Annotated in this window: 25 protein-coding genes; 8 read left to right on the top strand and 17 right to left on the bottom strand. The window is 43.5% G+C overall.

Features of this window, described 5'->3' with window-relative positions:
- Nucleotides 1-272: 272 nt before the first annotated feature.
- Nucleotides 273-1,475, top strand: coding sequence for an AraC family transcriptional regulator (locus tag MKY23_RS14805; RefSeq protein WP_339830445.1), 1,203 nt, complete (start codon nucleotides 273-275; stop codon nucleotides 1,473-1,475).
- A 69-nt stretch (nucleotides 1,476-1,544) separates the two neighbouring features.
- On the opposite strand, the gene MKY23_RS14800 is transcribed toward MKY23_RS14805, so the two are convergent.
- Complete coding sequence (locus tag MKY23_RS14800) at nucleotides 1,545-2,525, bottom strand: ROK family protein (RefSeq protein WP_339830443.1); 981 nt, start codon at nucleotides 2,523-2,525, stop codon at nucleotides 1,545-1,547.
- A 506-nt stretch (nucleotides 2,526-3,031) separates the two neighbouring features.
- Here MKY23_RS14800 and MKY23_RS14795 point away from each other — a divergent pair.
- The 3 genes from MKY23_RS14795 to ureC all read left to right on the top strand — a co-directional run bounded on the left by MKY23_RS14795 (nucleotide 3,032) and on the right by ureC (nucleotide 6,674).
- Nucleotides 3,032-4,048, top strand: a complete 1,017-nt coding sequence (locus MKY23_RS14795) for a patatin-like phospholipase family protein (protein ID WP_339830441.1) — start codon at nucleotides 3,032-3,034, stop codon at nucleotides 4,046-4,048.
- A 290-nt stretch (nucleotides 4,049-4,338) separates the two neighbouring features.
- On the top strand, nucleotides 4,339-4,962 hold the full coding sequence (ureA, locus tag MKY23_RS14790; protein ID WP_339830439.1) for an urease subunit gamma: 624 nt from the start codon (nucleotides 4,339-4,341) through the stop codon (nucleotides 4,960-4,962).
- A complete protein-coding gene (gene ureC / locus MKY23_RS14785) occupies nucleotides 4,962-6,674 on the top strand; it encodes an urease subunit alpha (protein ID WP_339839452.1) in 1,713 nt (570 codons plus the stop codon). The genes ureA and ureC overlap by 1 nt, the downstream gene beginning before the upstream one ends.
- A gap of 115 nt (nucleotides 6,675-6,789) precedes the next feature.
- Here the strand turns inward: ureC and MKY23_RS14780 are convergent, their stop codons facing one another.
- Both MKY23_RS14780 and MKY23_RS14775 read right to left on the bottom strand, forming a co-directional pair.
- A complete protein-coding gene (locus MKY23_RS14780; RefSeq protein WP_154985414.1) occupies nucleotides 6,790-7,545 on the bottom strand; it encodes an SDR family oxidoreductase in 756 nt (251 codons plus the stop codon).
- Between the two features lie 78 nt (nucleotides 7,546-7,623).
- On the bottom strand, nucleotides 7,624-8,337 hold the full coding sequence (locus MKY23_RS14775; RefSeq protein ID WP_339830437.1) for a hypothetical protein: 714 nt from the start codon (nucleotides 8,335-8,337) through the stop codon (nucleotides 7,624-7,626).
- Between the two features lie 100 nt (nucleotides 8,338-8,437).
- On the opposite strand from MKY23_RS14775, the gene MKY23_RS14770 reads away from it, so the two are divergent.
- From MKY23_RS14770 to MKY23_RS14760, 3 genes are read left to right on the top strand one after another with little or no spacing between them, the layout of a single operon-like run.
- The gene (locus MKY23_RS14770; RefSeq protein ID WP_336122684.1) at nucleotides 8,438-9,199 is read left to right on the top strand and encodes an AraC family transcriptional regulator; all 762 of its coding nucleotides are present in this window, start codon (nucleotides 8,438-8,440) and stop codon (nucleotides 9,197-9,199) included.
- 29 nt (nucleotides 9,200-9,228) lie between these two features.
- Nucleotides 9,229-9,480: a hypothetical protein gene (locus tag MKY23_RS14765; RefSeq protein ID WP_336119974.1), complete on the top strand. Its 252-nt coding sequence runs from the start codon at nucleotides 9,229-9,231 to the stop codon at nucleotides 9,478-9,480.
- On the top strand, nucleotides 9,459-9,926 hold the full coding sequence (locus tag MKY23_RS14760) for a hypothetical protein (protein ID WP_261769262.1): 468 nt from the start codon (nucleotides 9,459-9,461) through the stop codon (nucleotides 9,924-9,926). The genes MKY23_RS14765 and MKY23_RS14760 overlap by 22 nt, the downstream gene beginning before the upstream one ends.
- Before the next feature lie 87 nt (nucleotides 9,927-10,013).
- On the opposite strand, the gene MKY23_RS14755 is transcribed toward MKY23_RS14760, so the two are convergent.
- From MKY23_RS14755 to MKY23_RS14745, 3 genes are all read right to left on the bottom strand, one after another.
- Nucleotides 10,014-11,033 carry a phosphotransferase gene (locus MKY23_RS14755; protein WP_154888879.1) on the bottom strand — a complete coding sequence of 340 codons (1,020 nt, stop codon included), beginning with the start codon at nucleotides 11,031-11,033 and terminating at the stop codon, nucleotides 10,014-10,016.
- Nucleotides 11,034-11,225: 192 nt separating this feature from the next.
- Nucleotides 11,226-12,578, bottom strand: coding sequence for a glucoamylase family protein (locus tag MKY23_RS14750; RefSeq protein ID WP_154888881.1), 1,353 nt, complete (start codon nucleotides 12,576-12,578; stop codon nucleotides 11,226-11,228).
- Nucleotides 12,579-12,938: 360 nt separating this feature from the next.
- On the bottom strand, nucleotides 12,939-14,753 hold the full coding sequence (locus MKY23_RS14745; RefSeq protein ID WP_336119973.1) for a family 43 glycosylhydrolase: 1,815 nt from the start codon (nucleotides 14,751-14,753) through the stop codon (nucleotides 12,939-12,941).
- A gap of 191 nt (nucleotides 14,754-14,944) precedes the next feature.
- On the opposite strand from MKY23_RS14745, the gene MKY23_RS14740 reads away from it, so the two are divergent.
- Nucleotides 14,945-15,367, top strand: a complete 423-nt coding sequence (locus MKY23_RS14740) for a VOC family protein (protein ID WP_221788071.1) — start codon at nucleotides 14,945-14,947, stop codon at nucleotides 15,365-15,367.
- A gap of 186 nt (nucleotides 15,368-15,553) precedes the next feature.
- On the opposite strand, the gene MKY23_RS14735 is transcribed toward MKY23_RS14740, so the two are convergent.
- The 11 genes from MKY23_RS14735 to MKY23_RS14685 all read right to left on the bottom strand — a co-directional run bounded on the left by MKY23_RS14735 (nucleotide 15,554) and on the right by MKY23_RS14685 (nucleotide 26,295).
- The gene (locus MKY23_RS14735; protein ID WP_339830429.1) at nucleotides 15,554-16,393 is read right to left on the bottom strand and encodes an ABC transporter permease subunit; all 840 of its coding nucleotides are present in this window, start codon (nucleotides 16,391-16,393) and stop codon (nucleotides 15,554-15,556) included.
- Complete coding sequence (locus tag MKY23_RS14730; RefSeq protein ID WP_221788069.1) at nucleotides 16,390-17,553, bottom strand: extracellular solute-binding protein; 1,164 nt, start codon at nucleotides 17,551-17,553, stop codon at nucleotides 16,390-16,392. The genes MKY23_RS14735 and MKY23_RS14730 overlap by 4 nt, the downstream gene beginning before the upstream one ends.
- Nucleotides 17,554-17,567: 14 nt before the next feature.
- Nucleotides 17,568-18,608 carry an ABC transporter ATP-binding protein gene (locus tag MKY23_RS14725; protein ID WP_221788068.1) on the bottom strand — a complete coding sequence of 347 codons (1,041 nt, stop codon included), beginning with the start codon at nucleotides 18,606-18,608 and terminating at the stop codon, nucleotides 17,568-17,570.
- A 47-nt stretch (nucleotides 18,609-18,655) separates the two neighbouring features.
- Nucleotides 18,656-19,480, bottom strand: a complete 825-nt coding sequence (locus tag MKY23_RS14720; protein WP_221788067.1) for an ABC transporter permease subunit — start codon at nucleotides 19,478-19,480, stop codon at nucleotides 18,656-18,658.
- A gap of 2 nt (nucleotides 19,481-19,482) precedes the next feature.
- Nucleotides 19,483-20,520 (bottom strand): LacI family DNA-binding transcriptional regulator, encoded by a 1,038-nt coding sequence (locus tag MKY23_RS14715; protein ID WP_336119972.1) that lies wholly within the window; start codon nucleotides 20,518-20,520, stop codon nucleotides 19,483-19,485.
- Nucleotides 20,498-21,256 carry a glycerophosphodiester phosphodiesterase gene (locus MKY23_RS14710; RefSeq protein ID WP_221788065.1) on the bottom strand — a complete coding sequence of 253 codons (759 nt, stop codon included), beginning with the start codon at nucleotides 21,254-21,256 and terminating at the stop codon, nucleotides 20,498-20,500. Before MKY23_RS14710 ends, MKY23_RS14715 begins: the two co-directional genes overlap by 23 nt.
- Nucleotides 21,253-22,308 (bottom strand): CehA/McbA family metallohydrolase, encoded by a 1,056-nt coding sequence (locus MKY23_RS14705; protein WP_221788064.1) that lies wholly within the window; start codon nucleotides 22,306-22,308, stop codon nucleotides 21,253-21,255. Before MKY23_RS14705 ends, MKY23_RS14710 begins: the two co-directional genes overlap by 4 nt.
- Entirely contained in the window at nucleotides 22,305-22,712 is a 408-nt protein-coding gene (locus MKY23_RS14700; protein WP_260510788.1) for a hypothetical protein, read from the bottom strand. Before MKY23_RS14700 ends, MKY23_RS14705 begins: the two co-directional genes overlap by 4 nt.
- A gap of 320 nt (nucleotides 22,713-23,032) precedes the next feature.
- Nucleotides 23,033-23,653, bottom strand: a complete 621-nt coding sequence (locus tag MKY23_RS14695) for an SDR family oxidoreductase (RefSeq protein WP_221788060.1) — start codon at nucleotides 23,651-23,653, stop codon at nucleotides 23,033-23,035.
- 119 nt (nucleotides 23,654-23,772) lie between these two features.
- Nucleotides 23,773-24,774: an alpha/beta hydrolase gene (locus tag MKY23_RS14690; protein WP_339830421.1), complete on the bottom strand. Its 1,002-nt coding sequence runs from the start codon at nucleotides 24,772-24,774 to the stop codon at nucleotides 23,773-23,775.
- Between the two features lie 285 nt (nucleotides 24,775-25,059).
- Complete coding sequence (locus MKY23_RS14685) at nucleotides 25,060-26,295, bottom strand: sigma-70 family RNA polymerase sigma factor (protein WP_339830418.1); 1,236 nt, start codon at nucleotides 26,293-26,295, stop codon at nucleotides 25,060-25,062.
- Between the last annotated feature and the right edge of the window lie 287 nt (nucleotides 26,296-26,582).

The raw sequence follows: 26,582 nt of genomic DNA, 5'->3' as shown, positions 1-26,582 counted from the left end.
TTGTCGTATTTTATTGCAAAACAAATATGTTCTTTTGATAACGCTCTCAATTCAGGGTATAGGTCGTGTATTATATTGGCTAAGTTGCTGATCCCCCTTAAATCCATGCTTGAAATCGATTTCATGACAAATTATAATCGGTCTTGTGAGGTTTCATATGGTAAGTTTCACATGTAAATAGGAATATTCACATGTGTTTTCGCTTCTTAGACTGGAACGGAGGCTTGGTGATGAATAACTTTTGTGATGAAAACCTTGAATATATATGTAATATGACACATCATTTATACAATGTACCCGTCTACTATTTTGATAATGAATACAAGCTAGTCTATCAGGTCACCCCAGTGGATTTCCGGTGTAACCCCTTATTCCCCTCCGAATATAAGATCATGACAGACCTGTTTTCCAGCATGCCAATCGAGCAACTCCCTGTCCTTCGTGAAACAATCTATTTGGAAAAATTTTTCGCAATACGTATTCATGCGGATCATCAGTGGAAAGGAATCATCATTGTAGGCCCGGTTATCAATTTTAGAATGACAGAGGAAATCATTCGTGTGACTCTAAGTGATTTGTTAGCCAAAGCGGATCATCATGAAATGAAGAAATATTACGACGGAGTGCCTGTGATGAGTACGTTTAAATTAATTAATCTTAGTATGGCGATGTATTTCATGCTCTATCAGAAAAAGCTAACGCTAGACGAAATCTTAATGAAGAATGAGGATGACCGTTGGAGAAAAACGCTGGAAATCGAGCAACCGTATAAGCAAATCATAGACGACCGTCAAAATAATCTCGTTCACACGGAAATCGATAAAGAGAAAAAAGTATTTGATTTCATTCGCTTGGGCAGAACCGATAAGGTGCTGGAATCCTTTCATACGATTCACAAACAAGGCAAAAAGAGTGTGTTGTCCAAGACGAGTTATTTGCGTAGTCAAAAGAATCTGGCGATCTCTCTGATCACGCTTGCAACAAGATCAGCGGTAGAAGGTGGTGTTTTTCAAGAGATTGCTTATAATCTTAGTGATTTTTATATCCTTAAAATTGAGGACTTAACCGACAGCCAAGCGGTTGAGGATTTAATGGAGGTTGCTCTGCTTGATTTTGCGGAACGTGTGAAGCGTAGTAAAAAACACAAATACTCGAAACCGATTAACATATGTCAAAACTATATCTTTAACCATTTAAATGAGCGGATTACGATCTCACAACTGGCTGAAATCACTTCGTTGAATCCGAATTATTTGTCCAATCTGTTCAAAAAAGAAGTCGGCATCTCCATTTCGCAGTTTATTTTGAAAACGAAAATTGAAGAGGCGCAAAATCTGTTGACGTATTCTCACTATACGTTAGCGGAGATTTCTACGCTTTTAAACTTTTACGATCAAAGTTACTTTGCGAAAGTGTTCAAAACGTATACGGGATGTACACCCAAACAATTTAAAGATCAAAGAACAAACGATTAAATTCATTGGCAGAAACAACAAAAAACCGCTGTAAAAGCGGCTTTAAAGGTGTATTTAGTAACTTCCAAGTTACATTCCGGTGTTCGAAAGTAGCCTGTGATTCGCATATGCGGCAGCACCGATCATGCCCGCTTGTCCACCCAATTTAGCTTGCACGATGGTACAAGCTCCTGAAGAGAGCTTTAATGAGTGATTTCTAACGGTATTACGTACGGAATTAAGGAGACGATCACCAGCTGCGGACATGCCGCCACCTACGATAATCATTTCGGGATTCAACATATTTATCACATTAGAAAGGCCGAAACCTAATATCTCTCCTGTTTCGTGCATGACTTCAACAGCAAGTGCATCGCCAAGATCATATGCATTCGAGATCATATGAGCGGTAATTCTGGACAGATCTCCTTCTACCCACTCCGTAATCATACTGGATTGGCCTGCCTCCAGCTTTTCCGTCAACGTCCGAACCATCCCAATGGCAGATACATATCTGCCCAGGCAGCCTGAACTACCGCAACGACAAGCACGGCCTTCTCTATACATATTCATGTGTCCCAGTTCACCTGCACTTGAGGTTGCTCCGTAGATCACTTTTCCGTCATTGACGATTCCAGAACCCAGACCAGTCCCTAAGGTGAGTAATACCAAATTACGATGACCGTCTCCTGCACCAAACAGCCATTCACCATATAGATTAACGCGTACGTCATTGTCGATAAAAATGGGGAAATCGAAATGGTTGTTCATGTGATTCACTACCTGGATATTCTCCCATTCGGGAAAATTAGGCGAAAATATAGATAAGCCTGTTAGTGGATCTAATAAGCCCGGCACACCTATACCCATGCAGTTCACCTCATCTGGTTGGATTCCTTCGGCCGCCATCATTTCTTGCGTAATGTTCGCCATTCTATTTAACACATGAATCGGGCCTTCATTGGCTTCCGTGGCATCACTTCGTTCGTGAACTTTCTGAAATGCTGTATTAAATATAGCGGATTTAATATTGGTTCCGCCCAGATCTATTCCGATTATATATTGGTTCATATTAACATCCTGACTTTTAATGGTTTTGACACATCACTATTAAACCACGAAATTAAAGGAAACGCTAAATATAAAGTCATATAATTTATTATTCCCTTCGCCGCACCAACGGTCCGTGATGATGATGTTTTTTCAGTAGACAGAGAATACAATGGTAGCCCCATACACGAAGTCTGTATAGTAATTTAGGATATACGCACTCAACCGGTAATAACAATAACATACCAGCAAAAAATAGAAATGTAGCTCTGCGATATAGTTTGAGTTGTATCGACTTTTACGTTCCCCTCATTTTCGGACGTTCTCGCCTTGTACGCCATCAGTAATAAGTATGGTCACAAAAATGACAATGAACGCAGCAGCGCGTCCCTCGAAAATCCCCGCTGCCGTTTGCAACCGTGCTAGACCTTCTGTTTGTGCCATCCATAATTAGCTTGTTTTGAATGAAAGTATTTGGATTGGGAAAAATGTAAAAGTAAGAAATACTAAAATGGGGGTTGTTTTTTGTGACATATCATTTTAAGAATCTGGTCTTTGAGGGTGGAGGAGTACTAGGTTGTGCTTATGTAGGGGTAGTAGAGGTTTTACATAAGAGAAATGTCTTTGCTAACATTTCAAGAGTAGGTGGAACATCTGCTGGAGCCATAGTGGCTCTACTTATTAGTCTCAATTATTCAAGTACAGAGATAATGAAAGAACTCAAGGAGCTTGATTTGAAAAAGTTTGCTGATGACGATTGGGGAATCATACGAGATTCCAGCAGACTGTTTAATAAATATGGTTGGCATAAGGGAAAAACTATGTTGAATTGGCTAGAAGAAAAAGTTAATTACAAAACAGGAAGCCCAGACAGTACGTTTGGTGACCTCCAGAAACAAAAAGCGGAAAAGTCATTCAAAGATCTTTACATTATCGGGACAAATATAAATACACACTTCTCTACTATTTTCTCTCATGAGAAGTACAGTGATATGAGAATAGCAGATGCTGTTCGTATTTCAATGTCTATACCTTTATTTTTTGAAGCGGTTGAATTCAAGGAGGATATTTATGTGGATGGGGGCGTGTTACTTAACTATCCAATTAAATTATTTGATAGAAAGAGCTACCTAAACAATGTTGAGAATGGGATCAACACTGAATCATATTCGGAGTATCAATTAGAAAGTGTATCCGATCCATTTATTACGAATACCGAGACGCTGGGATTCAGAATCGAAAACTTGGCCCAGCGAGATATCTTAATGGGATTGAAACCCAAGAGAAGAGAAGTAAACAATGTGTATGAATTCACAAAGAATTTAATCGGTTCCATTTTAGACTTTCAACAGAATGTTAGCTTGCAAGATCTTGATTCAGACCGAACTGTCTATGTATTAAACACAAATAAAACTTCAGCAGTAAATTTCAATATTACTGAACTGGAAAAGAATGTATTAATTGAGTCAGGATTTGTTTCTACAGAAACTTATTTCAAAAGTTTTGATAATCCTGAAATTGAGATGAGTAACCGCCCCGGTTAGAATCATTCACTTAAGCTTTCCGGAACCCCTCCTTTAGGCCCAACCTCCTTATGAGTGTGGGTCTATATTTCTTTGTTGTTGAATCTGAATTCTTAATTCTCCACTCTTTTTAAAACCTTTTGTGATCTTGCACAAATCAATCTTCTAATGTTATGTTGTTTGACATTCTTGTTTGACTCCCCTCCACAACCATGTTACATTTTCAAACATAAGCAATGATTAGAAAAAGATTACATGGAACCAAGCCTGTTATTTCTTCTCATTTTAACTCAGCGAAGGAGTTGCTGACTATGCATTTAACTGTACAGGAACGTGAAAAATTACTGATGTACCTCGCTGCGGATATGGCTGAAAAGCGGCTGAAACGTGGCGTTCAGTTGAATTATCCGGAAGCCGCTGCCTATATCTCAGGTTTTGTGGTAGAGGGTGCACGGGATGGGAAAACCGTAAAACAACTGATGGAAGAAGCTCGTCACCTTTTATCAGCAAACCAGGTAATGGATGGCGTAGCCGAGTTGCTGAGTGAAGTTCAGATTGAAGCCACGTTTCCCGATGGAACGAAGCTGGTGACTGTGCATGAGCCTGTTACTCGGATCGATGGTGCGATTATCCCCGGTGAATATGAATTTGCGGATGATCCTATTGTCCTGTTGCCTAACCGCAAACGAATTAACCGTTCTGTGACCAATACAGGAAGCCGCCCCATTCAGGTCGGATCACACTTTCATTTTTTTGAAACGAACCCCGCTCTATCATTTGACCGCGGAGGTACTAAAGGATATCGGCTGGATATCGCTTCAGGCCTTTCCGTCCGCTTCGAACCGGGAGAAATTCATGAAATTACGCTGGTTGAAATCGGTGGAACGAAGGAAATCCATGGATTCGCCGGGTTAACCAACGGGAGGGTTGAATGATGAACACCATTGATCGTGCGACATATGCAAGCATGTATGGCCCCACGACCGGAGATCGGATTCGGCTCGCGGATACCTCGTTAAAAATCGAGATTGAAAAAGACTTTACCGTGTATGGAGACGAGTGTGTTTTTGGCGGAGGTAAAACAGTCAGGGATGGCATGGGGCAGCATCCTCTGGCAACGCGTAGCGAAGGCGTTCTGGATACGGTCATTACCAATGTTGTTATTGTAGATACATGGGGAATTGTCAAAGCCGATATTGGCATTAAGGACGGATTGATCCGAGGCATTGGAAAAGCGGGAAATCCATTTGTGATGGATGGTGTCGATCCTGACATGGTTATTGGGGTAGGTACAGAAGTGATCTCTGGTGAAAATTTGATTGTAACCGCTGGCGGTGTAGACAGCCATGTTCACTTCATCTCTCCGCAGCAAATTGAAATTGCGTTGCAAAGTGGGATTACCACGATGGTTGGTGGAGGCTCCGGCCCGGCCACGGGCACACTCGCTACTAACTGTACCTCAGGGGTGTGGCATATTGAACGCATGCTGCAGGCGCTTGATTCACTTCCGATGAATTTTGTGATGCTTGGCCGAGGTAATAGTTCCAGACCTGAAGCGTTGATGGAACAAGTACTTGCTGGTGTTGGCGGACTGAAAATTCACGAAGACTGGGGAAGCACACCATATGTTATCGACAAATGTTTAAGCGTGGCAGAACAGTATGATATTCAGGTCAATATCCATACCGATACGCTGAATGAAGCCGGATATGTGGAGGACAGTTTGCGTTCATTCAATGGTCGCGCCATTCATACCTACCATACCGAAGGTGCGGGCGGTGGTCACGCGCCGGACTTGTTACGTGTTGCTTCCATGCCGAATGTCCTGCCTTCTTCCACCAGTCCAACCATGCCTTATACCCGAAATACCGTCGATGAGCATCTGGATATGCTAATGATCTGCCATCATCTCGATCCCAAAATTCCGGAGGATGTCGCCTTTGCCGCTTCGCGGATTCGGGAGACAACAATTGGTGCGGAAGATATATTACATGATATCGGTGCAATCAGTATGACTAGTTCAGATTCACAGGCGATGGGCCGTGTAGGTGAGGTGGCAATCCGAACCTGGCAGACGGCGGATAAAATGAAAAAACAACGCGGTTCGCTTACCGGAGATACCCAGGCGGATAACAATCGTGTGAAACGATATATTTCCAAATATACGATTAACCCTGCAATTACTCATGGCATTTCAACATATGTAGGATCGATTGAAGTCGGTAAAATGGCGGATCTTGTGTTATGGAAACCCGCTTTTTTCGGAGTTAAACCCGAACTTGTTATTAAGGGCGGCATGATTATGCATAGTGTAATGGGAGATCCGAACTCCACGATCTCGACACCACAGCCCTATATGTACAGACCGATGTTTGGGAGCTATGGCAAAGCACGTTCTGCCATTTGTGCAACCTTTGTGTCCCAGGCCTCTATTGATGCTGGTACCCTTTCCCCTCTGGGGCTCAGTAAATCTTTAAAGCCAGTGACGGGCTGTCGTGCAGCTAGCAAAAAAGATATGATTTTAAATGGAGAAACGCCAACGATTATGGTTAATCCGAAAAATTATACCGTATCCGTGAATGGTGAAACGCTACGCTGTCTTCCGGTTGACGAATTACCCATGGCTCAGAGATACTTCTTGAGTTAATATGTGAAATCGTTGTTGCCTTCATTGAATGGCTCCGTTTAAATCTAGAAAAAAGCCCAGCTAACCTAGCCGGGCTTTTTATGATTCTAATCATTTTCTTTCCAGCAACATTCGATTATTCTCGAATGAATCCACCTTCCGAATGAATAACTTGTCCCGTAATCCAAGCTCCTGCTTCACTCACGAGAAAATCAATAATGTTCGCTGCATCCTCAGGTGCTCCAATTCGTCCCAGCGGGAACTTTGGCATCAGATAATCACGAATGGAATCATCCATCCACGTTGTATCAGTTGGCCCCGGATTTACGGCATTTACTGTAATCTTCAATGGTGCAAGTTCACGGGATAAGGACGTGGTAAAGGCAGAGATCGCCCCCTTGGTTGCAACATACGCTAACTCACCTGGCATCGGCGATATATCCTGTCCCGACGTCATATTGATAATCCTGCCTGAGGTTAGATTGGACTTTTCGAATTCACGAGCAAATATCGTACATAGTAAAAATGTCGTTCGCATATTAACAGCATAGTGGTTATCCAAGAGTTCGGCGTCAAAGGACTTGTAATCGGTGTTGACACCATAAGCCGCATTGTTAATCAGTATTGAGGGTTGTCCCAGTTGCTGGACTGCACTTTCATATACTCGTTGTGCTGCGTTACGCTCGGTTAGATCGATCTCGATTGATGTACAGCGAACCCCCATGTCTTCAATTTCCTTGTGAAACGCAAGTGTCCATTCCGGATCAGCCTTATAGTGTGTGAAGAAAATATCAATATCTCTGGAAGCTAGTTTACGACAAAAAGCACTTCCCATTTCTCTGGGACCGCTGGCACCTGTGATAATCGCGATTTTTCTCTGAGTTAGAGTCATCATTCTACCTCCACTTGTGAAAGTTGCTAGATCATATTTATTATTCTTCATCATAATAGATAATAGAGTTGATGAACATCACCTTTGATGATTTGACCAAAGTTCTTTAATCAGCTCAACCAAGGAATTTAATGTTATTCCATCGGTCTGATTGGTGAAGCCTCTCATCTCTTCCGTTTTCCCGTGATAAGCAGAAAGAACATACTTCTCATCCACCACATAATATGTGGCATACCTAGTGAAAGAATAACTTCCTATTTGTTCAGGGGCTGTTCCCTTTTTTACGGAGGCGACAATGGTCATGCCAGGTTTTAAATCAGGTTCAATCCCTATGAAATCAGCGTTATGAAATATGTTGGTGGTTTCCTTGATTACTTCTCCGACAATGACTTCTTTCACTTTAACTTCATATGAAACAAATGTGGGTTTGTATGATTGTATACCTTGTTCCTTGTTTTTTTTGGCTAAATTACCCTCTGATGCTCCTAATTCCGTAGATAAAGTTGATTGAAAATTTTCGTTTTGCTTTATAACTTCAGCGATGATAACGGAATCTGATTTCTTCAAAATTTGTTCAAAAGGAACATCTATGGTTAGAGCATAATCAGAGTGACCATCGGAAAGCGGGTACTCTTTGCGAAGTTCCTTGATTCTTTCATCGCTAAGTCTCAAGCTGGATTGTTGATCCGTTGAACAACCTAATACAACCAATGTTAAACTAAGTAATAGAATCATCACTATCATTTTCTTCAATGCTCTCTCCCCCATTTCAGTACCTAAAGTTGACATCATTCAGATCAGGTTGTCTAGGTACATAAGTGATTTTTCTATCCAATTATTTGATACAATCTATTAGATCCATCTATTTTACCTATGAGGTGATACCCGTTTGATGAATTTATATGGCGCGCAGCATCACATTCTTGTGCATTCCAATGCCATCGATGCTGAGGTACATCAACATACGTTTATTCAAGTTACGATTGCACTAGAAAATCATTTTCAGATTGAGGTTCAGGGAGAGATTATAAGTACTGCTGTAATCGTGCTTAACTCCAATATATCTCATCGTTTGCAGGTCTCAGGGCAGCCCGTAGTATTGCTTTTAATAGATAGCACATCCCAGAGGGCAACAGCATTTAAACAATATATGGGCAAGCGGAATTATGCCAGTTTTCCCGAAGAGCTTAGTAAAGAAGTCGCCGAACATATCAAAAGGCGGTTACCGTTACTCAATGATGCAGAGACTTACCGTGTATTTTTACAAGAACTCATGACTCTTTTTCAACTGGATTACACTCCACCTGCGATTACGGATTCACGAATCAAGGAACTGATCCAACGTATGAAGGATTGCACGGATTCGGAGCACTCTATTCGTATGAACGCTGAACAGTTCGGTCTATCGAACAGCAGGCTGTCACATCTGTTTAAAGAAAATACAGGCATATCGCTTAGCGGTTATATGTTGTTACATAAGCTACAGAAAGCATGTTATCTGATTTTCCAAGGAACCAGTATCACGGACGCAGCCATGGCAACTGGTTTCGATACACCCTCTCATTTTGCCAATACCAGCAAGCGATTGCTCGGCATGACCGCCAAAGATATTCGCAAAGATAGCGTGTTTTTGCAAGTTTCCTCCCTGCACTGACGATACAATGTTTGCAGGAGGTGCTCATCATGAACCACAATCTCGAGCAAACGCAATTGTTAGATTACAATCATTCGACCATTCAGAGCCTCATTCGCAGTCGTAACTGGGCCTCACTCCCTGTAAAGGAGCAGATCCTTCACGTATATAATTACGTTCGTGACGAGATTGAATTTGGTTATAACCGTAGCGATAATATCCAGCTTCAGAAGTACTGCAAGACGGATACGGGCAGTGTAATACGAAAGGCATTTTATTCATGGCGCTACTCAGAGCGCTAAGCATCCCTTGCCGGATTCACGGTTTTACGATTCATAAGCAATTGCAAAAAGGGGCCATGAATGGCTGGTATTATCATCTTTCTCCGAAAGAGATCATTCATAGCTGGATTGAAGTGTTATATAACGACAGGTGGTTAAATATGGAGGGTTTCATCGTTGATCTCCCTTATCTGAGCAAGCTTCAGCAAAAGTTCGAACAATGTACGGGTTCATTTTGTGGTTATGGCGTGGCGACAAACGATTTTCAGAATCCAGCTATTTTCTGGAATGAAAATGACACTTATGTACAAAAAGAAGGTATTGTTCAGGATTTCGGTACCTTTGATAACCCGGATCACTTCTTTTCTCTTCACCCGCAAAAGTTAAGTCCAATCAAGAGCATGATATTTAGCCATGTGGTTCGGCATCTAATGAATAGGAATGTGAGACGCATTAGGCGGGGATGATCGTTTATTCTTTTGAAGCAAAACACGAACAAAAATACGGAACGATCCGAGGCAGACCCTCCGTTTCGTTCCGTCTGAAAGCTAGTATTAATCCATTTTTACAGGCTCGATCACTTCGAATAAAAATGGATTACCGTTCAAATATTCTCTTATATATGCTTGGGCATATTTTTGTTCATCAATTAAACTGGCGGTTTCTCTTGGATCAGAGGCGTGATGACAATAATTCTCGATCATGAACATGATGAAAAAACATTCCATATCCCGGGTATAGTCCGTTTCCAGCTTCCCACTACGCTCATAACCTTGGATAAGCTGCCATCGATGTTTAGGCCAAAGCTCCAGCATGGTGCCTGCCATATCGTAGAGAAAATATCCGTAACCACATCTTTCAAAATCAATTGGTGAGGGTTGATCATCGTTAAAAACCATATTACCGGTATGTAAATCAGCATGAATTAGTCCGTAGTTATGTTCAGTTGGACGCATAGTGGTAAGTTGGGATACAACCTTCTCCGCTGCATCTTGATACAGCTTCCATGCCTTTTCAGATAAAAAACGTTGATAGTAACGTTCCAACTTAGCCAGTTCACGTTTAAAGCTTTCTACTCCCCAAGTCGACCTTACAAAATCAGAAGGTGGATTGAAATCCTTTGCTGCTGCATGGAGCCTGCTTATCATTACTCCCATATTATACGCATGACTATCCGTAAATTCCCCTGTTGTTTTCTCACCCTCGATCCACCGCATCATCGTTACATAAGGCCGTCTATATCCCATTTCTGTTTCAATCTCCAAAACATAATTACCATCACAACTTGGTATCCCTTCGGATACATTTAGTTCTTTCGATTTGTTCAGTGCTTGTAACAGTAGGAGCTCCGAACGAATTTCCTCTCTGCTCAATCGGTCCGAATGAATGCGAAGCAAATAATGGTTAGCTGTACTGGTTTCAATTTTATACGTGATCGATTCAGATAGTCGAATAAACTCGATTTTATCCCATTCTAAGTCATACTGTTGGATTGCTGATAAAGCAACCTTCCTTGCTCTGATTAACAACGCTTGCCGTTCTTCATTCGTATCAAATTTTAAAAAATCTTTCATTGGTTATCCTCCTGCAATTTTCATGTAGTAAAAATCACCTACTTCTCTTATACGTTATTGTAACGATCGCAAAAGCTTAAAAATATGTAGTAAACAATTTAAACTATGTTATACACAAAAAAGCCATAAGCCTAATCAACAAAAAAGGAACGAGGCGTCATCAAGTGATGCTTCGTTCCTTCTGAATCGGGTCTACTGAATGGAGAATACTTCTTTTTTCAACAGTTCTTCAGGTTTCTGACCAATAGGATCGCTGTGGAAATAATCACGGATAACTCCATCCTTCAGATAGTTCGCAATAGATACCATAATCATGCCTTGGTCCAATGCCAGATAAGCTTTGGCGATTTCTTTGGTCTCCAGATTGATGGAGTCGTATAAGCCATATTTGCCCATCATGTTTAACTTTTTCAGTGTTTTGATGTTTTTGCGTGCCTCTTCAGGCGCATAGTCCAAGGCAAGGAATGTTGCATGCGCAGTTACCGTTGCTCCGTCTTTGTAACCTGAGATGCCAAGCGGTGTTGCTGCAAACTCACTATATCCGGTAGGTGTTGCCGATGGCGAGAATCCCCATGCAGCATAGCCTTTTTCTTTGGCATATTCGATTTGCAGATCGACATGACGTTTATTGTTTAGACCTAACGCCTTAGTACCCAAGTCTTTTTCCTTGATCACCAGACCCGGCATCAGTCCTTCAAACATACTGCCTCCCCAGCTAGGAACGAACTTTTTACCTTGATACTCATAACTTCCTTCAAAGACGTCCACGCCATCATAATTCACCGTGTGACCCTGTGGAATCTGAGACTGCCAATCCCATTCAAGTGGCATCGTGCGGTACATCTTCCACCAATGTTCTTTTGGTACATCTCCTTTACCGATGGCAATATAACTTCCTACACGAGGTTCCGTATAAAAGGACCCATAATGATGCTCTGTCAGTGCGCCTTTCGCGACATCATAGCCACCACGGAATTGGCCGACTTCCGGATCGTATAACGTTGTATAGTTCATTTGTTTAACGAGTGTGCTGGTTTGTGCATTTAATTCCGGATAAGCTTGACCAATTACGATTAAGCCTGCGGATAACCAACCGTTATCCACTTGAGATATAAATTGCCCCCAATCTTTTTTGACGGAACCATCGTCCGTGTTGTACCAGTTATAAAAGAGACCGTTCCACTTATCCATCTTCTCCAGTGTGTTTAACGTTGTTTTCAAGCGGGATACGGCTTCTTTTTTCGAAAGCAGTCCCATTTGTTCTGCAGAAACGGTACTCATCATGTACATCGCAATGTTTGTTGGTGAGGTACGCCTGGCTTCTTCCGTTCCCGTTTCCTTCATTCGCACTTCATCGTACGTTAACCCGGTTTTGGGATCGGTGAAATCTTTGAAGTACTTGTACGTTTTTTTGGCAACCGCTTTTAATTCCGGTTTGAAGCCTGGCGGCTTGCTTGAATCATGTGCAGATATGACAGGAGTGAAAGCTGTACTGGCAAACAGACAAAAAGTTATTATTAGTCCTAACCTTTTTACAATGTTCATCTCTTTTCTCCCTTCAAAAACGAATTCGAAACGTTTCGCATTTATGATATCATGAATGTCCATATTTGGTAAATAACAAAATGAAAACCCTTACTTTAAATAGTTGTATTTAGATTCGCTTTTTATTTTTCGACTCGAAACGTTTCATATGAAACGTGAATTCTTGAAGTATACAACTGCCCTCTTTCGTAATAACAATGCTTCGAGCCAGGTACATATATAAGCAAAATCTAAAAAAGCCGCTATAGTTAGCGGCTTCCATGAGACATACAAATGATGAGTTCAATCACGATACTCTAATCGAATTGTATTGGTTTGTATCGTGATTGTTTGCTTTAATGCTCAAACCATCCCATCATATTACAACACAACGGGCTTCATTCGCCCATCCGCTCCAAACTGAATCGGGTCAATACACACTTCACGGTGGTATCCTTTTCCCTCCGAGAACCGCGATAACGGAGTGACAAAACGATGGTAAGCCATGTAATACTGATCCGTTTCAGAATCATGGAAAATACAGTGATGTCCTGTTCCAAGCATGTCTTTTTCTACATTTTTGCTTAAGACAGGGTAGTGATAGGTGACCGGTCCGTAAAGGCTTTCCGACGTACCGTAATTGACGTGATAATCCTCACTTCCCGTATCATCACAAGACCATGTGAAGTGGTATAGGCCGTTCCTCTTTAACACGGTTACGGCCTCCCTGAAATCATGCAATCCTGCAAGGTTACGCATCGTTTCTTCACGAACAGTTATCATATCGTCACCAAGCTCCACAATTGCAGCATCACCGTTGCCAAACAACAGATACATCTTGCCATCCTGCTCTGCATAGATTGAAGGATCAATGGCTTGCCCCATCTTGATCCCAAGATGTCTTAATTGATCCATTGTAATTAAAGGCTCAGGCTCCGCTCGGAATGGACCCGTCGGTAAATCGGCAATAGCGACACCAATAGCACTTTCCTGGTTAGGCATTTTGCCGCAGAAATAATAGTAATATTTGTTGTTGTGGCTGGCAATCGCTGGTGCCCATGCATTCCCGATGGCCCAAGCCACATCATCCGTTGCCAGATCAAGAATAATCCCTTCATCCTGCCAATATTGCAGATCGCTGGAGGAAAACACCTTAAACTGCGTACCTGACCACCCGTCGAAGCCATCCGTAGTAGGATACATATAATAGCGGTCGCCAAACTTCGCCACATCAGGGTCAGCATATTGACCAGCCAGTACCTGGTGACCGTCTCCATAAGCGGCCAGCAGACAATTACTTTCTTCCGCGGTAATTGGCAGAATGCCGCCGTGCCGTTTCTTCGTCGTTCCCATATCAAATTCGTTCTCCGCTGCAATGCGGAAGTCTCCACTTGCCAAGTCTTTGGTCAGCAGTGGAAGATACCCCTTCCCCTCGGCAAACCGATCCACAATCAGGCACCACTCATCCCGGTCATTGAATTTAAATATCTGTGGCCCTTCTACACCCATCAGAGCCTCCAACACAGGCGCATGGAGCGGAGTGAAGGCGTCCTTGTCCAGAGAGTTCCCCTTTTCAACACGAATGTTTTTGGTTGTTTCATCTTTGGAGTATCGGTAGTAAGAACCCGATGAAGCCAGAATGGTCGTATCAATGATGTGGTTTTCACGCTCGATATACTTTACCGATGGAGTGAATGTACGGAAGTTTTTGGTGCGTGCGCTGTAAATCTTCTGTTTACGTTCAGATTCATCTGCATCTTGTGTGGCCGAGGCCCAGAATACAAGAAACTCATCAGCCGCTTCATCATAGATGGCTTCGGGTGCCCACACACAACCTGCTCCTTCAATACCAAGTGTAACTGTCCAAGGAGAAGACCAATCCATGAGATTACTGGACTCCCATACGACAATATCACGACTGCCTTCGTTTACAGCAACACCCCAGCCTTTGCCGTTTGCGATTCGCAGATCGGTTGCAATCAGATAAAACTTATTCTCCTTAGCGGAGCGAATGAGAAACGGATCGCGTACCCCCTGTTCCCCCAGATTGGAGCGCAATACGGGCTTACCCCCGTTTAAGTCCTTCCAATGAAGGCCATCCTCGCTATATGAAAAATAAACCTGCTCTCCATCGGGCTGCTCGCCGATAAAATGCACAAAAAGATATCCTGCGTAATTGGTGTTTGTATTCAACAAGTTTAGTAGCCTCCTAAGTATGTATATTGAATTTGATCTAAAAGAAAGCGCTTAACCTAGTATATATCATACTGCAAATCAGGGTTTAGGAGTAGGGAAACTTCCTGCTTTTCCTTATTTACCGTTGTAGTCTCTCCAATTACAATGGTATAACTGTATCGTTGACCAAAAGATGAAATGGAGGCCCCCTTATGATTCAGTCGATTATACATATCGCTTTGGTCGTTAACGATTATGATGAAGCGATCGAATTTTATACTCAAAAATTGAACTTCACATTGCTTGAAGACACCTATCAACCTGAGCAGGACAAAAGATGGGTGGTGATTGCCCCTCCGGGATCTATAGGCACAACCATTTTACTCGCGAGAGCTTCCAAACCGGAGCAACAGCCTTTTATCGGTAACCAGGCTGGTGGGCGTGTTTTCCTGTTCCTGAATACCGATGACTTCTGGAGAGATTATAAGGACATGGTTGCCAAAGGCATTGAATTTGTGAGAGAACCAAAGGAACAAGACTATGGCATCGTTGCTGTATTTAAAGACCTTTATGGGAACCTGTGGGATTTGCTGCAAATGAATGAGGATCACCCTATCTCCAAACGTATGAAGTAGTATTCAACTACAAGTAGAGATAACTTTAGTCAGAATGTTTATCTTAAGCAAAAAAAATGAAAGTAGCCCCTTACTTCCGAGGGGCTACTTTCATTTTCAAACCATTAGTTTAGCTCATTTAATGCTGTAGAGTGTCTACTTATACATCTTTGGTTCAACTTACATTTTATTTCGCATGCTGTTTCTTTAGATTCTTCCCTTCTCTTCCTGCGCCATGGAACGAATGTAGAACGCCCCAAGTACGGAACAGAGCAAGAAAGAGAAAAATGCAATCGCTGCGGCCTGTTCGCGCTCCTGAAATACACTGAACACCTGTTGCATAGATACGCCGAGCACTTGGGGAGAGTTGGCTCCGATCAGAAACGGCGCGGTGAACGAACCGATGACTCCCATAAAGACAAAGGTAATTGCAACAAGGAACGTTTTGTAGGACAGTGGGAAAATAAACCGGGTAAACAGTGTCAACCTGCCTACACCTATGTCCTTTGCACTTTCGATCACCGATGACGGGATGCCCGACAGTGCTGAACTGAGCAGCATTGTGGTAAACGGTATGTTGAACCAGAGGTTCGCAATAATAATTCCTTTTTCATCAAAAATGATTCGTGGTAACGTAACCCCCACCACTTCCAGCATACGTGCCAGCCAGCCATGGTTTCCAAGCAGATTAATCAGACCATAGGTTGCGATGACCCCCGGGATAAAAAGCGGAATCATGTACGTTTTACGAATCAGATTTACAATCGGACCCTGATTGAAACGCATGTAGATCGCCAGACTATAACTGATAAGCATGACGACGATGCAGGTTATCACTGTGATTCGCAGCGTAAAAACGATATTGTCACGCATACCTTTATCGGTAAACAAATACATGTACCTGCTCAGATCATAACCACCTGAGTCATTGCTCAGACTCATTATAAACGATTGAATAATGGGAATGATGACTACAATCAGCAGGATTGCGAAGGAGGGGAGTACCATCGCTATGCCCGTAATTGACTGTCTGAATTCCTTACTCATTGGGCCGCAACGTCACTCTGCCAGCGTTTATTAATCTCTGTGCCCAGATCCCCGATGTTGAATGTGCGAAAGCCCTCAGCTACTCCATCAAATTTGCTTTGTACTTCACTGGACATGTTAGAAAGCTCGATTCCCGGGAATCCATTCATTTTGTTTACAATCACTTCTTGTGCTTCTGGAGAAAGAACAAAATCCAGGAAAGTGTTGATCACTTCTTTTTTGTCCGACGCTTCATTCACCATCAGGTATGTTGGCCCACCGTTAAATCCTGGTGTAATCTGTTGCATTTTGATGGTATCCGGCAGCAATCCTTCGTTTAATTGTTGCAGTACCATATCTGACCAAGCCGGAATCATGGATACTTCTCCATTCATGAGCAAGTCCAGGGTACCCTGGTTTTTCTTTGGATAGATCCCCTTGCCGTATACAAATGGTCCAATTTCTTTAAGGGTATTAAAACCGGCACTCCACTTCTCCATAACCGCTGGATCGGAGTTGTGAATGTCTTCTTCCGGAAGGTCTTTATACACGATCGTTTGCACAAAAGAGCTTCCCGAACCGCCGGTTGAAGGGTCATTATAGGCAAATTTCTCAGGGTTTGCTTTGATCCATGTCAGGAGTTCATCCAGTGTTTTGGGCGGATTGCTAACCTTACTGCTGTCATACGCTAGCACCACTGCCGATGAACGATAGGGAATCGCATAATTGTTAACATCCTTCATCGTGTTTGTATTAACTTTGCTCAGATTAGGAATGTCCTTTGTATCCAATTGTGCCCATACGCCGTCTTTCATCCCTTGAGAAACAGTGACGATGCCATCCTCATACAGATCGATATCTCCTGATCCTTTGCCTGCCTTCTTGGCAGCAACGATCCGGTCATATGTCGGCTCTGCTCCGGTTCCTGATGGAATGTAGACCATTTTTACGTCGATATCCGGGTGTTCTTTTTCAAACATTGGTTCGAGGTAATCCCACAGATCCTTAACGTTTTGTGAGCCTGTAAAGTAGAAGTTAAAGGAAACGGGTTTACTTGATGCCGCTGCACTGCTGTCACTTGAAGCTGTCTTCGCATCACTTGCACTGCCACAACCAGCTAATAGGGACATCGACAATCCAACTACCGTCAACAATGATAGAAAAGGCTTTTTCTTTAACATACTTTTCATCCTCCTCAGTATGATTCCTCATGTGGATATGCGATCATTTTGCTGATCGAAACGTAAATGTCCTTGCCTGTGTGAAGCTGATCTACTCGATCTTTGTTCAGAAAAGCACGGACGACACCTAACTGGCCCAGATCAACGGTAACTTCTGCATAATGCCCCAAGATCATGACTTGTTTAATCTTACCTGCCAAGGACGGCTGATCCCCTGCGATTAATTGCAACTGTACATCTTCCGGACGAACGGCTGCGATCACCTGTCCATCCAGATTTTTTTCATTCGGGAGATGGATATCTCCAATTTGAATGCTTTCCTGTGCTGCCACCCCTCTCAGGAAATTCATTTTGCCGATAAAACTGGCAACATATAATGAAGCAGGCTCATCATAGATTCGTTGAGGCTCTGCGATTTGTTCGATACGCCCATGATTCATAACGATGATGCGGTCGGATAAGGATAAGGCCTCTTCCTGATCATGCGTGACAAATACCATCGTGAGTCCGGTTTTCATCTGAATCTCACGCAATTCCTCACGCATCTCATGTCTCAGTTTGGCATCCAATGCTGAGAATGGCTCGTCCAGTAAAAGCACCGCCGGATTAAGCAGCAAGGATCGTGCAAGGGCAACCCGTTGCTGTTGTCCCCCGGACAGCTCGGCCGGATACTTTTTGTCAAAGCCTGATAACCGAACCAGTTTGAGCGCATCCTCTACAGCGGATTGAATCTCGGCCTTGGATTTTTTACGAATCTTCAGACCAAACGCCAGATTGTCGTATACGGACATATGGGACCATAGATTATAGCTTTGGAACACCATGGAAGTTGGCCTTTTCTCGGGCGGCAGTTGTATTACACTTTGGCCTTCGATCAGAATGTCGCCAGAGTCCGGTTCGAGAAATCCACCGATGCTTCGCAGCACGGTTGTTTTACCACAGCCTGAAGGACCCAGCAGCGTAACCAGCTCTCCTTTTTGAATATCGATGTTGATCCCACTGACCCCATCACCGGTTTTATAACGTTTGGATAACGCGCGTACAGACAACTGCATCTTACTAACTGCCTCCCTTTTGCCTCGGTTTCGTGACCGAAACGTTGTTATTTCATCTGAAAACCACTTGCCAGTACATCCGCGCTCACAAGTCGCTGGGCTGCCACGAGCAGAATAATGGTTGGTAGCGTCAAAATAATCGAGAATACGGCTCCAGCGCTACTTGGAAAATCGGAAATGATTGAATACATCACAACAGGCATCGTTTTATAATCGGGGATTCCGACCAGGAACGTTCCCTGCGCTTCATCAAGTGAATTGAGAAACGTGAAGATAGATGCAACCATGATGCCAGGCATCGCCATAGGCAGTGTGATGCTGCGGAACACTTTGAAGGGGCTCGCTCCAACATCTCGCGCGGACTCTTCCTGTGCCCGATGTACATTACGGAAGGCCGAGGTTGGAATCCAGGTCATGAACATCAGTACGTTGATCATATGGATCAGCACAACACCAAGCAGGGTATTCATCAGACCAAGCTGATAGAAAAGCACAGCGATGGATACGTACAACCCCATTTTGGGAAAGGCATGTGTCAGAAGGAACGAAAACAGAAACATACGCTTAAGCGGAAACTGTAGTCTGGCAAAAGCATATGCAGCCGGAATACAGATCACGATGGACAGCAAGGTTACGAGTGTCGCAATCAGGAAGGATAAGGAGATCGACGAGACAATGTCATCCTTAGCCAGTACAAATTTCCACCATTTGAACCCCCAGATCTGAGGTAGAATGTCCGGGTAATTCCATTTTTCAGAAAATGCAAGTACAAGCAGATTAACCAGAGGCCCTGCAAAGAAAATGGCGAATAGAGTTAGTAACACGAATTCAATGATTCTCCTTGGTCCAACATGTTTCCAATACCAAAACATCGCTATTCCTCCTTTCTTTTCGTTGATTGACGAATCAGTACGTGGCTTTCATATTCGGTCAAACGAGGTACATTCTCTTCCCCACGAATCAGGCGATCCAGAAGGGATACGGCATCCCGTCCGATGCCTGTAGCATCCACGCTGACGGTTGTTAGTGAAGGGTGAACCATTATCGATAACTCTGTGTTATCGTAACCCATAATAGCTAAATCTTCCGGGATTCGCATGCCACGATCTAACATGACCTTCATCGCTCCCAGTGCCAGCATATCGTTTGTACTGAAAAGAGCACTGTATTGTCCTTCCCGGAATGTTTGATACTGATCTTCCATCAACTGGTGCCCGGATTCAAAACTCGATTCCGAGGATTGCACAATACGAACCTGTCCTTCAGATACGGATAAACCAAACCTTTCCAAACGTTGGCAAAAACCTTTCAGCCGTAACGAGTGGCTTCGATGTTCGCCTGGCCCTGCAATGATGAAGAAACGGCGGTGTCCACATGCAACCAGATGTTCTGCTGCACGTTCACCTCCAGCCTCGTCGTTGCTAACGAGATGCACAACCTCAGGATCTTCGGTAGATCCGTTAACCATGAGATATGGAATATTGAATTTTTTTACGTAATCGATTACGTTCTTCTGTAGTCTGCTCACCAGAATAAGTCCATCCACACGCTGCTCCAGCATATAGTCGGTAGAGCGTAACGACATTTCCCGATCTGTCTTCAAAAAGATCGAGTAACCCAGCGCTTCGGCGGCCATTAGAATCTCATCAATGATTCGCCCGTATAGTGTGTGGGATACAATCGGTAGCCTGTCCCGAAATACGATGACACCGATGTTATACGTGCGTTTGGAAACCATGGCTCTTGCCACCGCACTAGGTTTGTAGAGGAGCTGATCGACAGCCTGAAGTACACGCTCTCGTACATCCGGACTTGCGTACCCGTTTCCAGAGATTACTCGCGATGCTGTCGATTTGGACACACCCGCCAGCTCTGCGAGTTCACGCAGACTATAGTTTAGCTTTTGGTTCAACCTGCTTCTCCTCCGCTCGTTTCATCTCTTCGCGCACAGTCGTCAGTTTCAGCGGATCACGCGTTGTGATAGAATCGACACCCCAGCCTGCTAGCGTACGCATATCCTCTACGTCCATGACCGTCCATACATAGACATCAAGACCGTTTGACTTCACAATATCTATAAGCTGCTCTCTCACAACTTGAAAGGGCAGATTCAATCCAAAGCAGTCAGCATGTTTGGCCTCTTCGCACATCTGAATAATGGCATCCGCATAGTTGAAACGTTCAAGATGTTGAAGGTTCACATTCAGCAACCGGCGAATTTCAGCTGCATACTTGCCAGCTTTCAAAGCCGTGTCGTAGGCACAACCACTTAGAAATACGTGTTCTTTCATGTTCATCTGCTCAATCAGGGCAGACACGGGCTCTAATGCACGATCCGTTTTGATATCCAGGTTCATGATTTTACCTGCCTTGCGAATATGCACTAGCATCTCCTGAAGGGTCGGGAATGGCGTTAGACTCATGGCATGTACCTCATTCAACGAGAGCTTTTCCAGACTTCCTTGTCTTCCGTCGCCTAGTTTGATCTCATCATCATGTGCCAGCACTGGGATGCCATCCCGGGTTATCCGAATATCATCTTCATAAATATCTATCCCAAGTGTTAAGGAGGCTTGAAGGGATTCAAACGAGTGATCAGGATACCCCATACTGCCGGTATGCGCTGTAATCAGTGGAAAGCTATTCATAACGTCTTCCCTCCTTCCTCCCAATAGATCGCGTTGGTAAACGCAATTCGTACATAGGCGCCTTGCATCGTACCCCAGCATTCGGCTCGAATCCATCTTCGAGTTGATGCTTCATCGTTTGTGGACAACGGCATCTCCAGTTCCAGAACATGCTCATTATGTTGCACAACGACCTCTGCATACCCTTCCTCACCAAGATTGGAGAACAGCACTAACCTTAAAGGCTGCTCCGGCAAAGACCATTTCCCGACACGTACAGAGAAGTCCAAAGCAATATGCATCAGCAACTGCTGTTTAGTATTTCGCGTCTCGGGAAGCGGTGCCGGAATCATAGAACCTAGTGGGTACAAGGTTTCTCCAGCGCTCAGTGTCAGTGTGAGTAATGGCCCCATCGTTACAGACACTCTTCCTTCACGCAAGGAGCGAATCAAGCGATCGGGGTGATGTGAAGTCATATTTGCCCCTTCCTCAATGCCAAGGTATGTGACTGAGATCGGGTCAATAGTCTTATCCTGTGAATGCCAGTCTCGCCCTGATGTGGCCGCAATGCGGTATCCTTCATTCAGTTTTTGTGTCCACAAATCAAAAGCTCGATGATTATCCGTTCGAATGGAAGGAAATGTCCCTGACCACACTTCGATATAATCCACACTGGACCAGTCGGTAATCTCATATTCCCAGAAGCAACCTGTACAGGCAGGACTTCCGATGCGGAATGGATGTGCGATTCCAGCAATACCGCCGTGTTGATGAACGGCCGCGATCCCTTTTTCGATATGTTCCCGACTCACATCACGCCAATCTGCAAATTCATGAAGTCCAATGGTCACCATATGACCGTAGAAGGTCGTCCACTCCATACCAGGGATGATGTATAACTCATATTTTTTCTCTATCTCATCTTTGCCGATCAGACCAGACATCGTGTTATGGTCCGTCAAAGCGATTGCATCGAACCCGAGATCAACAGCACCTTTAACGAGTTCATCCAAAGTTTGACTTCCATCACTATGCAAAGTATGGGTGTGCAGTTCACAAGCGAGCCATCTCATCGGTTGTCCTCCTCGGATGTCCAGATTTGCATCTGGTACGTACACTCTTCTGTGACAATACAATGCACGCTCAACATGATCGTCCAGGTCCCCGCAGGAAGTTCACCCGGCATCAATCCGGGGGAAGCATCCATTTTACTTATGTAAAGTTCTTGGATCGGGTCATGCCGATGACATGCTCCTCTATATCGATTGGTATCATCCAGCGAGAGTGTAATCAGATTTTTTAACGGGAGATGACGAGTTGCGTTGGCAATGGCGTGTTCCCGGTGTTCGGGTAAAATGTACAGATCGTAACTTTTTATAAGCAACTCTATGGATCTATCCTGATCCTCAAGGGTTTTGGGTCCATATTGTAAACGCATATGAAGCTTCGAACATCCGGCTTCAACGACAAATGGCATGCATATATGTGTCTTTGAATCATGGGGAGTGAGGCTTCCTTGCAGATCCAGCACCTTCATTTGAACCACACCGTCCTTCAGCGTGTTATAAAAAAATGAAATGATTGTTCAGTGTGGGACCGTTCCCACATCCAATACTTATGTTAAGGTGAAATCATCAGCACTGTTTCAGGCACATGTTAATATTCTGTAAAGCACAAAAAGGCCTATCTTCTATTAAAAGAAGACAGGCCCTATTCGTGTGGATCTACCTGAATTGTTTTCGCATTGACAGAGGAGATTTCTGTATTTTTCCAAACCATCATTATTTTCTTAAAGCATCAGTAACAAATACCTACACGTGTGTTTATAAAACGGCGGTCGCTAAGTTGACGATAGGTGAATTCAGCGGTATCGCCAACGGTAATTTCTGTGCCGCCTTCAGGTAAAACGTCACGCTCTACACGATAATTGCCGCGGATCTCCCCATCGGGCAAATACGTAGGACATACAATCGTCCACTCCAAGGTGGAGGCCCTAAGCAACGTGTACACTTGTTCATGTTCCTCGGCAGCCCTAGTTGACTTACGTCTGGATTCACTCGACTGATATCGAAGTTTCTCCGGCTCGGTTCTGCTTTGAAGAATACCGGCTGTTCCTACAGTAATGATACGCTTTATGCCCTCCTGCCCCATGGCGTTGATGAGTAACGGCATGCTTTGGGACAGTGTGGTTGTTCCATCCGTGTTCAGCGCGCTGATTACCGCATCAACGCCATGCATGGCATGGACAAGATCATTGGGTTCAAGTACGTTACCTTGGATAACGGTTAAGCGATCGTGTTGTGTGTCTACTTTCTCTAGAGTGCGAACCATAGCCCTTACCTGATGACCGTCTTGAAGCGCAAGTGTTACGATTTGGCTCCCGACACGTCCAGTAGCTCCTAGCACTAAAATATGCATTTAGAGACCCCCTGTTTTATGTTCATGATGTGATATACCGGCATGTTACCCGTAAAACAATAGAATAACAAAAAAAGCGTTACACGGGTACTTTAAGTACGCCATATAACGCCGTTGCCTCAATCTGTAGTGATCTTTTCGGTGAATTCCTTGATCTTCTCAGCGATTTCCTTGGGATGGGAGCGATACAAGTAATGTCCTGCTTCCAGTAAAACCATTTCTCCCTGTTCAGTGTTCGCCATCTGTTTCTCATGTTCTGCAACCCACTCTTTCACGACCGGGTGGTTCTTTTGTACAAAGAAAAGAACTGGTAAATCACTTGGCCAGGTAAGCTGTTTCGCCGCTTGGAAATTGGAATACATGCCTACGGCCTCGTTTAATTGCGTGTTATTATACATGTTTTTGCGTATTAAAATGTTTAATTGCTCTCTGGTATCGTCGTCATAGGAGAGGCCTTCATACGGGTCATCAGTCAGTTTCAACTGAACACGGGCAAAACCAAGGTTACGGAACCATTTAATGGGCTCAATGTCGGACGCTTCAACTTTTTGCTCACTAAGAGACGGAACACTGTGATCTAGTCCAATGAATGCTTGTACCTCATCTGCATATCGGTTCACATAGTCCAGGCTATAGAGACCTGAGATAGAATGTGCCATGAGCGTATAACGTTTGATACCGAGGCTTTGCAACGCACTATGGATCTCATGCGTGATAGTAGCCGAACTACGTTCCTTGTCAGTCTGTTCACTTAGTCCGTAACCAAAAGGCTCAACAACTACGACCTTATAATAAGGACTCAGTTCGGATATGAGCGGTTTAAAATCAAGCACAGGAGAAGCTGTCCCGAACCCAGGTAAGATGACTATCGTTTCTTTCCCTTCCCCCTGCATGAATACGTTCATTCGTTTTCCATCGACAGATACCTGTTGCCCGTAATGTTCCAGTCGCTTTTGTTCAGAATGACTGCTGACTTGGTTCACCGTGAACACGGTCGCGATGAAAAGCAGGATGACGATAAGTATAGAGGCTATGACTTTTAGTAAAAGTTTAAGCACTCGCTTGACTTTGGAATTCTGGCTTGCTTTTGTTTTTTTTTGAATCTGAATGACTTGGTTCATTCAACACCTTCAGCTCCTTTATGTCATGTTTCCTTCTCGGGTGAGTCTTGTTTTACTCCAAGTCAAGTGTACTCAACTTCGATGTCCCTAGAATGAATGCAATATGAACGGAACATGAACGAACGCTATAAACTTTCTTTCAAACCTTCTTCATTCTTCCTTCTACCTTATTTAAATGTAAAAAAACACCTCCAGTCATGATATCCCATAATGAACAGGACTACATGTTGCTGAAGGTGTCTGAGCTTATTAATCGTTAAACTGTCGTTCGTTTCGTGTGAGTTCTTAAAATAATTGATTCAGATAGTTAACCAGTTTCTGACGAAATTCAGTCTCTGAGCAGCCTAAAATGCCTTTGAGATCCTGCGGCTGACGGATCAATTGATTCATAGCTTCTAAACCGTACTTCTCTATGACAAACTCGACAAACATATACGAGAATTGGAATCCTTTCTTGGTTTCAAAATCCCACGTATCATCGTCTAATTGAGCAAAAGTAGGAATAGAATTCGTGCGAATGGCCTCTTTCGTCGAATTTTTAAGAAAATCGGGTGTCATCAGTTTAGCCTCGTATCCGCCAATTCCTTGTCTAATCCATTTGGGGGACAGCGGATTAATCTCCTCAATCAGCCACATGGAGAACAGGTGAATCGTACCTTTGATAATAGACTCGTAGGTATGTTCCGGTCCGGGATTAAGTGGTGATACGATCTTAAGAATATTTTCTTCATACGTACCCGTGAACCAGTTAGGCGCATGCGCTTCACCTACAGCCCGATGAAACGTTGGCAGATCTGGATACATTTCAATGATAACTTTACGTTTGGGCTGGTAATTGTATTTGGTCGCCAGTCGTTCGACATTTCCACTTAGTTGCGTGAAGAGATCATGATTTGCTTTTTTCAGACGGTTAACCGAATGTTCTGAACTTCCTTTATTTTCGATAGAAATCAATTGTTCAATCGACATGATGGCCATGTTCCCCCATTCATTTAATTCATGCTTCAGCTTTCCAAGAGCGCGATATAATCGGTTCTTCACTGCGCTCTCACGCATGCCAACAATACTCGCAATCTCGGGTAGCGTACAATCTGCGAAAAAACGTAACGCAATAATCTCCTGATTTTTCTCATCCAGTGTTTGTAGTGCCGCGCCAATGTCAATTCGAAAGTCAACATACTTTGTAAATTCAAGAGTGATGGATTGGGATTCTAACTGTGTAAAATCAAGCGGTGTTTCATTCTGACGTGACAATCTGCGATATTCGTTTTTTAACGTATTCTGAGCAATCTTGAAGATCCATGTGAAAATATGCGAACTCCCTCTAAAGCGATGCATGTTCTCCGAGACTTTCATAAACACCTGTTGTGTAAGGTCGTCTGCAACCATGGCATTTATTTTCAGCAAAAAGTAACTACGGATGCGGTCACGATATAATGCATAGATGTGTTCAAATCTGGTATTGCTGTCCTGTTCATCCGGATAAACAGGTGTAAAGTCTGTGTCATGAGCTCCTGACATGGTGTGAACCTCCTCTTGATTTACAATGAATTAGACACCGCAGCACAACGAAAAGCCACAAGTAACCTGAAAAATATGTATACTTTCGATAATTCTCACGATCTTCTTTGGTTCGAACAGGTCAAAAAAGTGCAACACAGTTCAAATAAGTGCAAGATCCGTACACACTTCCCATCCCATTCGCTCTTTCAATCTTCCTCTTAAGTAAAAAATCATACAGATTCTGGTCAATAACGTTTATATCCCCTCCTCTTATTCTCCATTACAATATCTTCAAGTACAACTTT

The organism is Paenibacillus sp. FSL R7-0272 (assembly GCF_037969905.1).
In the GTDB taxonomy this organism is placed as follows: domain Bacteria; phylum Bacillota; class Bacilli; order Paenibacillales; family Paenibacillaceae; genus Paenibacillus; species Paenibacillus polysaccharolyticus.
This window is presented reverse-complemented; position numbering and strand designations above follow the sequence as displayed.

Coding starts and splice junctions, on each gene's coding strand:
- MKY23_RS14805 (WP_339830445.1), top strand. CDS start 273: ATGACACATCATTTATACAATGTACCCGTCTACTATTTTGATAATGAA.
- MKY23_RS14800 (WP_339830443.1), bottom strand. CDS start 2,525: ATGAACCAATATATAATCGGAATAGATCTGGGCGGAACCAATATTAAA.
- ureA (WP_339830439.1), top strand. CDS start 4,339: ATGCATTTAACTGTACAGGAACGTGAAAAATTACTGATGTACCTCGCT.
- ureC (WP_339839452.1), top strand. CDS start 4,962: ATGAACACCATTGATCGTGCGACATATGCAAGCATGTATGGCCCCACG.
- MKY23_RS14780 (WP_154985414.1), bottom strand. CDS start 7,545: ATGACTCTAACTCAGAGAAAAATCGCGATTATCACAGGTGCCAGCGGT.
- MKY23_RS14775 (WP_339830437.1), bottom strand. CDS start 8,337: ATGATGTCAACTTTAGGTACTGAAATGGGGGAGAGAGCATTGAAGAAA.
- MKY23_RS14770 (WP_336122684.1), top strand. CDS start 8,438: ATGAATTTATATGGCGCGCAGCATCACATTCTTGTGCATTCCAATGCC.
- MKY23_RS14765 (WP_336119974.1), top strand. CDS start 9,229: ATGAACCACAATCTCGAGCAAACGCAATTGTTAGATTACAATCATTCG.
- MKY23_RS14760 (WP_261769262.1), top strand. CDS start 9,459: ATGGCGCTACTCAGAGCGCTAAGCATCCCTTGCCGGATTCACGGTTTT.
- MKY23_RS14755 (WP_154888879.1), bottom strand. CDS start 11,033: ATGAAAGATTTTTTAAAATTTGATACGAATGAAGAACGGCAAGCGTTG.
- MKY23_RS14750 (WP_154888881.1), bottom strand. CDS start 12,578: ATGAACATTGTAAAAAGGTTAGGACTAATAATAACTTTTTGTCTGTTT.
- MKY23_RS14740 (WP_221788071.1), top strand. CDS start 14,945: ATGATTCAGTCGATTATACATATCGCTTTGGTCGTTAACGATTATGAT.
- MKY23_RS14735 (WP_339830429.1), bottom strand. CDS start 16,393: ATGAGTAAGGAATTCAGACAGTCAATTACGGGCATAGCGATGGTACTC.
- MKY23_RS14730 (WP_221788069.1), bottom strand. CDS start 17,553: ATGTTAAAGAAAAAGCCTTTTCTATCATTGTTGACGGTAGTTGGATTG.
- MKY23_RS14725 (WP_221788068.1), bottom strand. CDS start 18,608: ATGCAGTTGTCTGTACGCGCGTTATCCAAACGTTATAAAACCGGTGAT.
- MKY23_RS14720 (WP_221788067.1), bottom strand. CDS start 19,480: ATGTTTTGGTATTGGAAACATGTTGGACCAAGGAGAATCATTGAATTC.
- MKY23_RS14710 (WP_221788065.1), bottom strand. CDS start 21,256: ATGAATAGCTTTCCACTGATTACAGCGCATACCGGCAGTATGGGGTAT.
- MKY23_RS14705 (WP_221788064.1), bottom strand. CDS start 22,308: ATGAGATGGCTCGCTTGTGAACTGCACACCCATACTTTGCATAGTGAT.
- MKY23_RS14700 (WP_260510788.1), bottom strand. CDS start 22,712: ATGCCATTTGTCGTTGAAGCCGGATGTTCGAAGCTTCATATGCGTTTA.
- MKY23_RS14695 (WP_221788060.1), bottom strand. CDS start 23,653: ATGCATATTTTAGTGCTAGGAGCTACTGGACGTGTCGGGAGCCAAATC.
- MKY23_RS14690 (WP_339830421.1), bottom strand. CDS start 24,774: ATGAACCAAGTCATTCAGATTCAAAAAAAAACAAAAGCAAGCCAGAAT.
- MKY23_RS14685 (WP_339830418.1), bottom strand. CDS start 26,295: ATGTCAGGAGCTCATGACACAGACTTTACACCTGTTTATCCGGATGAA.